The following is a 12604-nucleotide window of genomic DNA, read 5'->3' as shown; positions in this document are numbered from 1 at the left end:
GCGCACGCAGGGGGTGGGAACCGGCGAAACCGCGTCTGACCTGGGCATTTAGGTCACGCAGGCATGGCGATATTGCAAAGCCGCTCTGACCTGCGAGAACGGCACTGCGGACGCGTGTGTGGCGCAGGACACGCCGGACGGTCGGCGCGGGCGCACCCGTTCCGGCGGTGCACCGCCGGGGCGGGCCGCGGCGGGGCCGCTGCGGACTACTTCGTCGCGCGGTGGAGGGCGACGATGCCGGCGGAGAGGTCGCGCCACTCGGGGCGCTCCCAGCCGGCCTCGGCCACGAGGTCGGCGAGACCGCGCTGGTCGGGCCAGGCGCGGATGGACTCGGCGAGGTAGACGTAGGCGTCGGGCGAGGAGGAGACGGCGCGCGCGATGGTCGGCAGCGCCTTCATGAGGTACTCGAGGTAGACGGTGCGGAACGCCGCGCTCGTCGGGTGGCTGAACTCGCAGACCACCAGCCGGCCACCGGGCTTGGTGACCCGGCGCATCTCGCGCAGCCCGGCGAGCGGGTCGACGATGTTGCGCAGCCCGAAGGAGATCGTGACGGCGTCGAAGGTGTCGTCGGCGAAGGGCAGGCGCGTGCCGTCACCGGCGGTGAAGGGCAGGTGCGGCCGCGCCTGCTTGCCGATCTGCAGCATGCCGAGGGAGAAGTCGCACGGCACGACCGTGGCGCCGCGGTCGGCGAAGGGCTGGCTGGAGGTGCCGGTGCCCGCGGCCAGGTCGAGGACCAGGTCGCCCCACCCGGCGTCGACGGCCTCGATGACCTCGTGCCGCCAGCGGCGGTCCTGCCCGAGCGAGAGGACGTCGTTGGTCACGTCGTAGCGACGCGCGACCGCGTCGAACATCCGACGGACGTCGGTCGGCTGCTTATCGAGCTCTGCACGGGCCACGGCCGAACCCTACGGGGGCCTCGCGCCGGCCCGCACCCGCGGCTCAGGCCACCGACTCCCAGGCGGCGTCGACGAGCGCCACGAGGTCCTCGGGGGCGATCGAGGAGGCGGTCGCCTGCACGGTGAGCTCGTCCTCGCTGCGCTGGCACTCGACGTACGACGGGGTGTCGGCGTCGGCGGGTGCGCCGGCGGCCGGGTCGACGGCCTGGCGCTGGACGATGCAGACCGCGTCGCCCTCGCGCACGAGCTCCTGGGTGGCCGCACCGGTCGAGCCGGCGCCCTCCTCGGAGATCATCTCGGGGGCGAACGCGCCGCCGGCGGCGCGGAACGCCTGGACGAACACGGCCTGGGAGAGGTCCTCGCTGGCGTAGGTCCGGCTCGCGGCGGCGTGGTCGTAGACCTCGCCGAGCACGTCGTCGGCGTGCTCGCGGGCCGAGGCCTGGCGACCCGACAGCGTCTCTGCCTGGTCCTCGTCGTACTGCCCGGCGAACGCCCGGTCGAGGTCGGCCGCCACGTAGCCGCCCGGCAGCGTGTCCGGCAGGCCGAGGGGCTCCTCGGCACCGGCGCCGTCGGTGGTCCGAGGCAGGAGCACCGCGAAGACCACCAGCAGCGCGAGCACCGCCACACCGGCGAGGATGCCGAGCCAACGGGTCGTGGACGGGGACGGCGTGCTGCTCACGGGGTGGCTCCTCGATCGGGTGCTTCGGTCTGGACGGGCCCGACCGCGTGCGCCGGACGCCCCCGGGACGCTAACCCGCCGGCCTGAGGCGCACCTGAGCGGGTCCGGCCGCCCGCCGGGCGCTGGGTACGCTCGGGGGGTGACCACCCGTACGGCTCCGGACGAGCAGGTGTCCGCGGGCCCGCTGGTCGCGCGGACCGTGGCGCTCGACCCGGGCACCGCCTCCTCCCTGGTCGACCTGCTCCCCGCGGACGCGCCGGTCACCTGGCTGCGCCGCGGCGAGGGCCTGGTCGGGTGGGGCGTCGCGACCCAGGTGCGCACCCAGGGGCCGACCCGCTTCGCCGACGCCGCCAAGTGGTGGACCGAGCTCGTCGGGCGGACCGACGTGCTCGACGAGGTGCAGGAGCCCGGCACCGGCCTCGTGTCGTTCGGCACCTTCGCCTTCGCCGACGAGCCGGGTGACTCCGTGCTCGTCGTGCCCTCGGTCGTCGTGGGCCGCCGCGGCGACCGGGCGTGGGTCACCACCGTCTCCGCGGCCGGCGGGCCGCCGGTCTCCCCGGACGTCCGGGTCCGCGACGTGCCCCCGCCGCCGGTGGGGCTGACCTTCGCTGACGGTGCCCTGGACGGCGAGCGCTGGATGAGCGTCGTCGCCGACGCCGTCGCCCGGATCGGGGCCGGCGAGCTGGAGAAGGTCGTGCTGGCCCGCGACCTGGTCGCGACCGCGACCGAGCCGCTGGACGTGCGGTGGCCGCTGCGGCGGCTCGCCGCCGGCTACCCGATGTGCTGGACGTTCCACGTCGACGGGATGTTCGGCGCGACCCCCGAGATGCTCGTGCGCCGCGAGCGCGGGCTGGTCACCTCCCGCGTGCTCGCCGGCACCATCCGGCGCACCGGCGACGACGAGCGCGACCTGGCCCTGGCCGCGACGCTCGCCCGGTCCTCCAAGGACCTCGAGGAGCACGAGTACGCCGTCCGGTCGGTCGCCGACGCCCTCGAGCCGCACTGCTCGTCGATGAACGTCCCCGAGGCGCCGTTCGTGCTCCACCTGCCGAACGTCATGCACCTGGCCACCGACGTGAACGGCGTCGTCCACGACGCAGCCACCGTCTCCTCGCTGCAGCTCGCCGAGGCGCTCCACCCCTCCGCCGCGGTCGGCGGCACCCCCACCCCCGAGGCGACCGCGCTCATCTCGCGGATCGAGCGGATGGACCGCGGGCGGTACGCCGGACCGGTGGGCTGGATGGACGCCTCCGGCGACGGCGAGTGGGGCATCGCCCTGCGCTCGGGGTTCCACGACGGCGACACCGTCCGCCTCTTCGCCGGCTGCGGCGTGGTGGCCGACTCCGACCCCGAGTCCGAGCTGGCCGAGTCGCAGGCGAAGTTCGTGCCGGTCCGGGACTCGCTCGCCGACTGACGCCGCCGCCCGTCACCGGAGAGGTGACCGGGCGGGTCAGAGGTCCTCGCCGTCGGCGAGCCGGGTGTAGGCCTGGCCGCGCGGCTCGAGGAACCGCTCCAGGTGCCCGCCGACGACCCCGAGGCCGACCTCGGAGTAGATCCGGTCGTGGATGGCGAGGTTGCGGCGCGCGCCGACCTCGCGGGCGAAGTCGATCGCCTCGGCGACCCGCAGCCAGGGCGCGGAGACCGGCAGGAGCAGCACGTCGACGTCCTGGCCGGGCCCGGTGAGGGCGTCGCCGGGGTGGTAGACCGACGTGCCGCCGGCCTCCAGCACGTAGCCGCAGTTCGTGATCCGCGGGAGCTCGGGGTGGATGACCGCGTGCAGCTCGCCGACGGCCCGCACCGAGACGGCTCCGACCTCGAACCGCTCCCCCGGCGAGACGACGTGCAGCCGGTCGACGAGGTCCGGGGCGTCCTCGCGCACGTGCGCCGCGACGCCCTCGATGGTGTGCACCGGCGCCTCCGCGCGGCGCAGGGAGCCGGCGGCGTAGTGGTCGGCGTGCTCGTGGGTGACCAGCACCGCGTCGACGCCGTCGACCGCGTCCGGGTCGGTGAAGCCGCCGGGGTCCAGCACGACCGTCGTGCCCTCGTGCTCGATCCGGACGCAGGCGTGGCCGAGCTTGGTGATCCGCATGACGTCACCGTAATCGGGCGGCAATCCCCTGACCGACGCCGTCCGGGCGCTCCATACGATGAGTGGATGACCTCCTCCGACCGCTCCGACGGCGTCACAATCCGGCCGGCGGTCCTCGACGACGCCGACGCGCTCGGGCGTCTCCACGTCGCCTCGTGGGAGGAGGCCTACGCCCACCTGGTGCCCGAGAAGGTCCGTCGGGACAAGGAGCAGCACCTCGCCGAGCGGATCGAGGTGTGGCGCGAGATGGTCGCGCTCCACGACCGGACCCTGGTCGCCGAGGCGCCCGAGGGACTGGTCGGCTTCGCCGGCGCGGGCGAGCCCGACGAGCTCGGCCTGCCGCTGCTCGCGCTCTACGTCCGTGCGCACTGGTGGGGCACCGGCCTGGGCCACCTGCTCTTCGTGGCCACCGTCGACGACGCTCCGTCGTACCTGTGGGTCCTGGAGCCGAACAAGCGGGCGATCCGCTTCTACGAGAACCACGGCTACCACCCCGACGGCGCGTTCGAGCAGGCCGAGGAGGGCCTCCACATCCGCATGGTCCGGCCGTGACCGGCCGCCGCCGGTTCGACCTGTCCGACCCGGCCTTCGACGTCACCTCGGCGGAGGTCCACGCCGCCCGCGAGGAGGACTGGTACGTCGAGACGACCTGGGGCTGGGCGGTCCTGCGGTACGACGAGGCGTCGGCCGTCCTCCGCGACCGCCGGTTCCGGCAGGGCAACGCCCGGTGGCCCGAGCAGAACGGCATCCACTCCGGCCTGTTCAGCGACTGGTGGGGCGAGACGCTGCTGAGCCTGGAGGGCGACGACCACGCCCGGATCCGGCGGCTGATGCTGCCGGCGTTCCGCAAGCGCGCGATCGAGGCGATGGTGCCGGGCTTCCAGGCGCTGGCCGAGGAGCTCGTCGACGCCTTCGCGCCGCGCGGACTCGTCGAGCTGGTCGCGGAGCTCGCCGAGCCGTACGCCGCCCGGGTCATCTGCCGCCTGCTCGGCCTCGACGAGGCGCACTGGGAGCAGGTGGCGCACTGGGCCGACGACCTCGGCGCGTCGTTCTCGATCGACGTCGGTAACCAGGTGCCCCGGATCGAGGCGGCGATCGAGGGGCTGACCGGCTACCTCGACGAGGTCGTGGCCGACCGGGCGGCGCACCCGCGCGAGGACCTCGTCACCGCGCTCGTGCAGGCGAGCCAGGGTGGCGAGGGCGGCGAGCGGCTGAGCCGCCGCGAGCTCGACGTCGCGCTCGTCTTCCTCGCCTTCGCCGGCATGGAGACCACCCGCAACCAGCTCGGGCTGGCCGTGCAGACCCTGCTCGAGCACCCCGACCAGTGGCGGCTGCTCGGCGAGCGGCCCGAGCTCGGGCGCAACGCCGTCGAGGAGGTCATGCGGGTCAACCCGACGGTCACCTGGGTGACCCGCGAGGCCGTCGAGGACGTCGACCTCCACGGCCTGCACGTCCCGGCCGGCGGCATCGTCCAGGTGCTCTCCCACAGCGCCGGCACCGATCCCCGCGCCGTGCCCTCACCGGCGTTCGACATCACCGCCGAGCGGCCGCCGCACCACGGCTTCGGCGCCGGCATCCACCACTGCCTGGGCCACTACGTCGCCCGCACCGACATGGCCGTCGCGCTGCCCCTGCTCGCCCGCCGGATGCCGGACGCCGTCCCCGACGGCCCCGGCCGCTGGCTGCCGGTCTCCGGCAACACCGGCGCGCTGTCGTTCCCCGTGCGGTTCACGCCGGGGCACTGAGGGCGGCCGCTGGGGGCCGCCGCTCCCCGCCCGACGGACGCTCAGGCGGTGGTGTGGTGCACGTAGCACCAGCGCCAGTCCTCGCCCGGCTCGGCGGACTGCATGACCGGGTGGGCGGTGTCGTGGAAGTGCCGGGTGGCGTGCTGGCGCGGCGAGGAGTCGCAGCAGCCGACGTGGCCGCAGTCGAGGCACTGGCGCAGGGCGACCCACTGGGTGCCCTCGGCGAGGCAGTCGGCGCACGCCGGGTCCTCGGCCGTCTCGACCGACGGGTGGGCGTCGAGCTCCTCGCAGCCGGCACCGGTACGACGCGCCTCGCGCTGGACGAGCTTGAGCTCCGCCCGCTCCTCGCTGGCGACGGTCAGCATCGACTCCTCCACGTCGAGCATGGAGAGCACGTCGGCGACCACGTCGGCCGGCGTGGAGCCGGAGCCGCGGATCTCGAGCACGCGGCGGCGCTCGGCCTCGATCATCGCCATCCGCACGCGGGCGTAGAGGTCGCTGGGGCTCTCCTGGTCGGGGGTCGTGCCGAGCCGCTCCCAGGCGGCGAAGTTGCGCTGGTCGACCCGCTGGCGGATCAGGTCGACGACGCCGTGCTGGTCCTCGTACTCCAGCCGGTCGAGCTCCTCGAAGGCCGCCTTCGACGCCTGCTGCAGCAGGGTGGCGCGGGCCAGGGCGTCCTCGGCCGGGTCGGGCGCCGGCACCTGCAGCCGCCGGGCGAACCACGGCAGCGTCATGCCCTGCAGGAACAGCGTCCCTGCCACGACCGTGAAGGCGGCCAGCAGCAGCACCTCGCGGTACGGCGTGTCCTCGGGCACCACGAACGCCGCGGCCAGCGTGACCACGCCGCGCATGCCGGCCCAGCCGAGGATGAAGGTGTGCGTCCACGGCGGCGGCTTGCCGGTCTCGAGCTCGGGCCCCGGACGGACCAGCAGGTAGCGCGACGGGAAGACCCACACCATCCGCAGCACCACGACCGCGGCCAGCACCGCGAGGCAGAACGCCGTGATCCGGCCCAGGCCGAGGTCGCTGTCCGCGGCCCCCTCGACGATCCACCAGGCCTGGAGGCCGATGAGCAGGAAGACGGTGTTCTCCAGGACGAAGGCGATCGTGCGCCAGTTGAGCCGCTCGGCGATCCGGGACTGCGCGCTCTGCAGCACCGGCGCCTTGTGGCCCAGCAGCAGGCCGGCGACCACCACGGCGAGGACGCCGGAGGCGTGCACCTCCTCGGCGGCGAGGTACGCCGCGAACGGCACGACCAGCGACATCGCGCTGTCGATCAGCGGGTCGGTGACCAGGCGCCGCACCTTGGCGACGACCAGGAAGAACACGACGCCCACGAGCACTCCCCCGCCGGCGGCGACGGCGAAGTCGAGGGTGACCCCCCACGCGTCCAGGCCGGTGCCGGCGGCGACCGCGAGGGCGGTGCGCAGGGACACCAGCGCGGTCGCGTCGTTGAGCAGCGACTCCCCCTCGAGGATCGTCACGACCCGGCGCGGCAGGCCGATCCGCCGCCCGATCGCGGTCGCGGCGACCGCGTCCGGCGGCGCGACGACGGCGCCGAGCGCGAGCGCCACCGCCCACGGCAGGTCCGGCAGCACCAGCCGCGCCACGACCGCGACCCCGGCGGCGGTGAAGACCACCAGGCCCACCGACAGCAGCAGGATCGGCCGGCGGTTGGCGTTGAAGTCGACCAGCGACGTCTGCTGCGCCGCGGCGTACAGCAGCGGCGGCAGGAGGCCCAGCAGCACCACGTCGTGGTCGAGGTAGACCTGCGGGACCTGCGGGAGGTACGACGCCGCGACGCCGACCGCGATCAGCAGGAACGGCGCCGGTACGTCGATCCGCTCGGCCACCGCTGTCGCGACGAGGACGGCCACGGCGATGCCGCAGAGCAGCAGGGCGATCTCCACCGCACCATTGTCCGCTAGGGACGAAGCGACCTGATCCGCTCGTCCAGGTCACGACGCGTCCGGCGCTCCACGACCGCCTCGACGACCTCGATCCCGCCGTTCGGGCTGGCCAGGGCGTGCTCCAGTTCGGCGAGGGTGTCCACGCGCCAGTGCGGTGTGCGGGTGGCCGCGCAGAGGCTGGCCAGGTCGACGCCGTGCGGGGTCCCGAAGAGGGTGTCGAAGGGCTCGGCGTGCTCGGGCGCCCCCTGCTCGAGCATCGAGAAGATCGCGCCGCCGTCGTCGTTGACCACCACGATCGTCAGGTCCGGCCGCTCCTCGCGGGGTCCGAGGACGAGCCCGGTGCTGTCGTGCAGGAACGTCACGTCGCCCATCAGCGCGAGGTTGCGGGTGCCGTGGGGCCGGCCGAGCGCGGCGCCGACCGCCGAGGAGATCGTGCCGTCGATGCCGGCGAGCCCGCGGTTGGCGACCACCTTGCGCCGGTCGCCGACCTCGTAGCGGGCGACGGTGAGGTCGAGGTCGCGGATCGGGCTGGACGCGCCGACGTACAGCAGCCCGCCGGGAGGTGTGCCGCGGCTCACCGCGGCGGCGACCTGGTGCGGCGTCAGCGCCGGCTCGGCGGCCAGCAGCCGGTCCAGCTGCCGGGCGACCGACCGGTCGGCCTCGCGCCAGGCGTCCAGCCAGCCGGGCTGCTCCTGCCCCTCGACGACCGGGCGCACGACGTGGCGGTCGACCGGGAAGGGCCGCTCGGCCCAGGCGCCGCGGGCCGGCACCGCGACCACCTCCACGTCCGCGCGGGACAGCAGCCGGGTCACCGGGCGGGACAGGGTCGGGTGGCCGGCCACGACCACCCGCTCGATGCTGCGGCCGAGGTCGGTGTCGAGGAGCAGGCGGTAGCAGCGCAGGGCGTTGTCGCCGGTGCGCGAGCCGGAGGTCGGCTCGGCCAGCAGCGGCCAGCCGGCGCGCTCGGCCAGCACCCGGGCGGGCGGGCCCGCGTCGTCGCCGGCCACGACCACGGTGCGCGGTCCCAGCGGCAGCAGGTCGCCGGACGCGCCGGGCGTCGGCCCGGCGGCGCTCGCGGGAGCGGGCGGGGCCGGGGACGGGGCAGGGGTCGGCGGCGTCCACCGGTCGGTGGGGACCAACGGCTCGTCGAGCTGGACGTTGAGGTGGGTGGGGCCGTCGGCCTCGAGCACCAGCGGGTCCACGGGCAGGTCCCGGGTCCGCACGAGCCGGCCGAAGACCCCGACCTGGTCGGTCGTCTGGTTCGCGCCCGTCCCCCGCAGCCGCGCGGGCCGGTCCGCGGTGAGCACGACCAGCGGCAGCCCGGTGTGGGCGGCCTCGAGCACGGCCGGGTGCAGGTTGGCGACGGCCGTGCCGGAGGTGCACAGCACCGCGGCCCGGGCACCGACCTTGGTCAGGCCCAGGGCGAGGAACCCGCCGGTGCGCTCGTCGATGCGGGTGTGCAGCCGGAGCAGCCCGGCGGTGGCCGCCTCGTGGACCGCGAAGGACAGCGGCGCGTTGCGCGAGCCCGGCGAGAGGACGACCTCGGTGACGCCGGCCTCCAGCAGGGCCGTCACCACGGACCGGGCCAGGTCGGTCGACCCGGCGCTCATCGGCGGTCCCCGCTCGTGCCGCGCCGTGCGTCGCGCAGCGCGCGGACCTCCGCGAGCCGGGCCTCCCAGTGGGCGACGCGGTCGGGGGTGGCGAGGGGGTGGGCGGGGTCGAGCGGCGGCACCCGGACGGGCAGCTCGCCGTCGACGGGCAGCAGCGGGTCGGCGGTGGTGTCGGCCGCGAGCAGCTGGGCGGTGGCCAGCCCGCAGGCGTACGGCAGCTCGGGCAGCGCGGCCGCCAGCGCGACGCCCGCGGCGAGCCCGACCGAGCTCTCCAGCGCCGAGGAGACGACGACCGGCAGGCCGATGTCCTCCGCGATCCGCAGGCAGGCGCGCACCCCGCCCAGCGGCTGCACCTTGAGGACCGCCACGTCGGCCGCCTCGAGGTCGCGCACGCGGTAGGGGTCCGCCGCGCGCCGGATCGACTCGTCCGCGGCGACCGGGACGTCCACCGCGCGCCGGACCGCGGCGAGCTCCTCGACGCTGGCGCACGGCTGCTCGACGTACTCCAGGCCGCCCGCCGCCCGGTCGAGGACCGGCAGCCGCTCGAGGGCCTGCTCGACGCTCCACAGCCCGTTGACGTCGACCCGGATCCGACCGCCGGGCCCGAGCGCGTCGCGCACCGCCTCGACGCGCGCCTGGTCGTCGGCGGGCGACTGGCCGGGCTCGGCGACCTTGACCTTCGCGGTCGAGCAGCCGCCGGCCCGCACGACGTCGTGCGCCCGCTGGGCATCGACTGCGGGCACCGTGACGTTGACCGGCACGCTGGCCCGCACGGGGTCCGGCCAGTCCCCCGCGGCGGCCTCCTCCGCGCACCGCAGCCACGGCTCGGCCACGGCCGCGTCGTACTCCAGGAACGGCGACCACTCGCCCCAGCCCGCCTCGCCCTCGAGGAGGACGCCCTCGCGCACCGTGATGCCGCGGAAGCGGGTGTGCATCGGCAGGCTGAAGACCCGCAGCGCGCTCACGACGCCTCCCCTGCCAGGCGGCGCAGCGCGAGCCGGTCGGGCTTGCCGTTGCCGAGCAGCGGCACCTCGTCCAGGGCGACGAGCTGGCGCGGTGCCCACGACCGCGGGTGGGCGGCGCCGACCCAGTCGCGCAGCTCCGCGAGCGGCACCTGGCGGTCACGGCCGACGACGAAGGCGACCAGCCGGTTGCCCCACTCCTCGTCGGGGACGCCCAGCACCTCGGCGGCCCGCACGCCGGGGTGCTCGAGGAGCCGGGCCGCGACGGCGGGCGCGGGGACGTTCACGCCGCCGGTGACGACCACGTCGTCGAGGCGGCCGAGCACCTGCAGCCGGCCGTCCTCGTCGAGGCGCCCGGCGTCGGAGGTGAGGTACCAGCCGTCGACGAGCACCTGCGCGGTCAGCTCAGGGTCGGCGTCGTAGCCCACGAAGAGGGTGGGCCCCGCGAGCCGGATCCGGCCGTCCCGGTCCAGCGCGAGGCCGACGCCGTCGAGCGGCACCCCGTCGTAGACGCAGCCGCCCGCGGTCTCCGCGGCGCCGTAGGTCGCGACCACGCGCACGCCGGCCTCCGCGGCCCGGCGGCGCAGCGCGGGGTCGACCGGTCCGCCGCCGACCAGGACGGTGTGGAACGAGGCGAGGGCCGCCGCCTCCTCGGGCACCTCCAGCATCCGGCGCACCTGGGTCGGCACCAGCGAGGTGAACCGGTGCTCGGCGGTCATCGCCGCGGCCGCCGCGGTGAACGAGCCGTGCTCCTCCAGCCGCACCGGCTCGTGGCCGGCGACCACCGAGCGCGCGACGACCTGCAGGCCGGCGACGTAGCCCTCCGGGAGCGCGAGGAGCCACTGGCCGCTCGCACCGAGGCGGCGGGCCGAGGCGTGCACCGACGCCAGCACCGCCGGATGCGGCAGGAGCACGCGCTTGGGACGGCCGGTGGAGCCGGACGTCTCGACGACCCAGGGGTCGGGCTCCGCCTCCGCGGCGAGCCACGCCTCGAGGGTCGGAACGGCGGCAACCACACGACGAACGCTAGTCCTCCGCGCCGGGGTCGCCGCCCGCGCCCCGTCTCCAGTCGGGTTCAATCGTCCCTCGTGGCATCTGCATCCGACTGGGTCGCCGGCGCGCGACCGCGCACCCTCCCCGCTGCCGTCTCGCCCGTCCTCGCGGGCACCGGCGTCGCGGCGTACGTCGACGAGTGGGTGTGGTGGAAGGCGCTGCTCGCCCTGGTGGTGAGCCTGGCGCTCCAGGTCGCGGTGAACTACGCCAACGACTACTCCGACGGCGTCCGCGGGACCGACGACGTGCGCGTCGGCCCGATGCGCCTGGTCGGCTCCGGCGCGGCCGCCCCCGGCGCGGTCAAGCGCGCGGCGTTCCTCGCCTTCGGCGTCGCCGGGGTCGCCGGCGTGGTGCTCGCCGCGACGACGGCCTGGTGGCTCGTGGCGGTCGGGCTGGTGTGCGTGCTGGCCGCCTGGGGCTACACCGGCACCTCGCGGCCCTACGGCTACCTCGGGCTCGGCGAGGTCATGGTCTTCGTCTTCTTCGGCCTGGTCGCGGTGGTCGGTACGACCTACGTCCAGACCCGGACGTGGGAGCCCGCCGCGCTCGCCGCGGCGTTCGGCGTGGGTGCGCTCGCGTGCGCGATCCTCGTCGCCAACAACCTGCGCGACATCCCCACCGACACGGTCGCGGGCAAGCGCACCCTCGCGGTCCGCCTCGGCGACCGCTCCACCCGGCTGCTGTACGCCGCGCTGGTCGCCGTCGCGGCCGTCGCGGTGGTCTCCGTCGCGGCCCTCACGTCGTGGTGGGCGCTGCTCGGCCTGGGCTTCCTCGTGCCGGCCGGCACCGCCACCCGTGTCGTCCTCGGCGGCGCGGGCGGGCCGGCGCTCATCCCGGTGCTGCAGCGCACCGGTGGCGCGGAGCTGGTGTGGGCGGCGCTGGTGGCCGTGCCGCTGTTCCTCGCCGCGTAGGGCGCACGCCCGGGCCGGCGTGGGGCGCCGGCCGTAGGCTGGCGCCATGGGTTTCCTGGTCTTCGTCGCACTCGTCGTCGTCGCCGTCGTGGCGTGGAGGATGCGGGTGCAGCTGCTCGCCAAGGTCCTCGGCCAGTCCGAGGCGCGCGTCCGGCGTCAGCTGGACGCCCGCAAGCGCCGCTGAGCCGGCCGGGACGTCAGTCGACGTCCTCCTTGGCCTTCATCTCCTCGAACGCCTTGGACGCGCGCGCCGCGCGCTCCTGGACCCGCATGGCGAACGCCTCGCGCGGTCCGTTCAGCAGCCACAGCGAGCCGAGCCCGCTGAGCACGAACGCGATCACGACGGCCCACAGCACCAGCACCTCGCCGGCGACGAGCCACCAGATGCCGAAGACGAGCGCCAGCGACCCGAGGAACAGGGCGATGCGCAGGGCGGTGTAGACCACGAACTCCTTCACGACCTCCAGGGTAGGCGCTGTGGGCCCGCGACCTACATTGGAGGTGTGCTGAAGCTCCTCCTGGTCGTCGCGCTCTTCGCGCTCGCGACGTACGTCGCCATCCGGGTGATCGAGCGTCGCGGCCTGGCCCGCGGCGGTGGCGGTCGGGGCGGCCCGGTCCGTCCGACGGGCCCGCGGCGTGCGCCCCGTCCCCCGGCCCGTCCGCTCGGCCCCGACGACGACCCGGACTTCCTGCGCGACCTCGAACGGAAGCGCCGGCACCCCGAGCACCCCGAGGACCCGGACGCCTGA

Annotated in this window: 14 protein-coding genes; 6 read left to right on the top strand and 8 right to left on the bottom strand. The window is 75.5% G+C overall.

Annotation, left to right across the window (positions count from 1 at the left end):
- Positions 1-206: 206 nt before the first annotated feature.
- Positions 207-896 carry a demethylmenaquinone methyltransferase gene (locus OSR43_RS03045; RefSeq protein ID WP_302269545.1) on the bottom strand — a complete coding sequence of 230 codons (690 nt, stop codon included), beginning with the start codon at positions 894-896 and terminating at the stop codon, positions 207-209.
- 43 nt (positions 897-939) lie between these two features.
- A complete protein-coding gene (locus OSR43_RS03040) occupies positions 940-1575 on the bottom strand; it encodes a hypothetical protein (RefSeq protein WP_302269544.1) in 636 nt (211 codons plus the stop codon).
- 139 nt (positions 1576-1714) lie between these two features.
- Here OSR43_RS03040 and OSR43_RS03035 point away from each other — a divergent pair, with 139 nt between their 5' ends.
- A complete protein-coding gene (locus tag OSR43_RS03035; protein ID WP_302269543.1) occupies positions 1715-2989 on the top strand; it encodes an isochorismate synthase MenF in 1275 nt (424 codons plus the stop codon).
- Positions 2990-3025: 36 nt separating this feature from the next.
- On the opposite strand, the gene OSR43_RS03030 is transcribed toward OSR43_RS03035, so the two are convergent.
- The gene (locus tag OSR43_RS03030; protein ID WP_302269542.1) at positions 3026-3664 is read right to left on the bottom strand and encodes an MBL fold metallo-hydrolase; all 639 of its coding nucleotides are present in this window, start codon (positions 3662-3664) and stop codon (positions 3026-3028) included.
- 66 nt (positions 3665-3730) lie between these two features.
- On the opposite strand from OSR43_RS03030, the gene OSR43_RS03025 reads away from it, so the two are divergent.
- Both OSR43_RS03025 and OSR43_RS03020 read left to right on the top strand, forming a co-directional pair.
- Positions 3731-4216 carry a GNAT family N-acetyltransferase gene (locus tag OSR43_RS03025; RefSeq protein WP_302269541.1) on the top strand — a complete coding sequence of 162 codons (486 nt, stop codon included), beginning with the start codon at positions 3731-3733 and terminating at the stop codon, positions 4214-4216.
- Positions 4213-5409: a cytochrome P450 gene (locus tag OSR43_RS03020; protein WP_302269540.1), complete on the top strand. Its 1197-nt coding sequence runs from the start codon at positions 4213-4215 to the stop codon at positions 5407-5409. The genes OSR43_RS03025 and OSR43_RS03020 overlap by 4 nt, the downstream gene beginning before the upstream one ends.
- Before the next feature lie 41 nt (positions 5410-5450).
- Here the strand turns inward: OSR43_RS03020 and OSR43_RS03015 are convergent, their stop codons facing one another.
- From OSR43_RS03015 to OSR43_RS03000, 4 genes are read right to left on the bottom strand one after another with little or no spacing between them, the layout of a single operon-like run.
- A complete protein-coding gene (locus OSR43_RS03015) occupies positions 5451-7319 on the bottom strand; it encodes a Na+/H+ antiporter (protein ID WP_302269539.1) in 1869 nt (622 codons plus the stop codon).
- Positions 7320-7333: 14 nt separating this feature from the next.
- Positions 7334-8929, bottom strand: a complete 1596-nt coding sequence (gene menD / locus OSR43_RS03010; protein ID WP_302269538.1) for a 2-succinyl-5-enolpyruvyl-6-hydroxy-3-cyclohexene-1-carboxylic-acid synthase — start codon at positions 8927-8929, stop codon at positions 7334-7336.
- Positions 8926-9885, bottom strand: a complete 960-nt coding sequence (locus OSR43_RS03005) for an o-succinylbenzoate synthase (protein WP_302271559.1) — start codon at positions 9883-9885, stop codon at positions 8926-8928. Before OSR43_RS03005 ends, menD begins: the two co-directional genes overlap by 4 nt.
- Positions 9886-9890: 5 nt before the next feature.
- Positions 9891-10907 (bottom strand): AMP-binding protein, encoded by a 1017-nt coding sequence (locus OSR43_RS03000; RefSeq protein ID WP_302269537.1) that lies wholly within the window; start codon positions 10905-10907, stop codon positions 9891-9893.
- Positions 10908-10979: 72 nt separating this feature from the next.
- Here OSR43_RS03000 and OSR43_RS02995 point away from each other — a divergent pair, with 72 nt between their 5' ends.
- Both OSR43_RS02995 and OSR43_RS02990 read left to right on the top strand, forming a co-directional pair.
- Positions 10980-11855: a 1,4-dihydroxy-2-naphthoate polyprenyltransferase gene (locus OSR43_RS02995; protein ID WP_302269536.1), complete on the top strand. Its 876-nt coding sequence runs from the start codon at positions 10980-10982 to the stop codon at positions 11853-11855.
- Between the two features lie 46 nt (positions 11856-11901).
- Positions 11902-12039 carry a hypothetical protein gene (locus OSR43_RS02990; protein ID WP_302269535.1) on the top strand — a complete coding sequence of 46 codons (138 nt, stop codon included), beginning with the start codon at positions 11902-11904 and terminating at the stop codon, positions 12037-12039.
- Between the two features lie 13 nt (positions 12040-12052).
- On the opposite strand, the gene OSR43_RS02985 is transcribed toward OSR43_RS02990, so the two are convergent.
- Complete coding sequence (locus OSR43_RS02985) at positions 12053-12313, bottom strand: DUF4229 domain-containing protein (protein ID WP_302269534.1); 261 nt, start codon at positions 12311-12313, stop codon at positions 12053-12055.
- A gap of 45 nt (positions 12314-12358) precedes the next feature.
- Between OSR43_RS02985 and OSR43_RS02980 the strand changes: the two genes are divergently transcribed.
- Positions 12359-12604 carry a hypothetical protein gene (locus tag OSR43_RS02980; protein ID WP_302269533.1) on the top strand — a complete coding sequence of 82 codons (246 nt, stop codon included), beginning with the start codon at positions 12359-12361 and terminating at the stop codon, positions 12602-12604.

It is taken from the genome of Nocardioides sp. Arc9.136 (assembly GCF_030506255.1).
Classification (GTDB): domain Bacteria; phylum Actinomycetota; class Actinomycetes; order Propionibacteriales; family Nocardioidaceae; genus Nocardioides.
The sequence above is the reverse complement of the archived record's forward strand: the minus strand, read 5'-3'. Positions and strand labels throughout refer to the sequence as shown.

Excerpts from the sequence above, each read along its gene's own strand:
- OSR43_RS03030 (WP_302269542.1), bottom strand. The coding sequence starts at position 3,664 with ATGCGGATCACCAAGCTCGGCCACGCCTGCGTCCGGATCGAGCACGAG.
- OSR43_RS03025 (WP_302269541.1), top strand. The coding sequence starts at position 3,731 with ATGACCTCCTCCGACCGCTCCGACGGCGTCACAATCCGGCCGGCGGTC.
- menD (WP_302269538.1), bottom strand. The coding sequence starts at position 8,929 with ATGAGCGCCGGGTCGACCGACCTGGCCCGGTCCGTGGTGACGGCCCTG.
- OSR43_RS02990 (WP_302269535.1), top strand. The coding sequence starts at position 11,902 with ATGGGTTTCCTGGTCTTCGTCGCACTCGTCGTCGTCGCCGTCGTGGCG.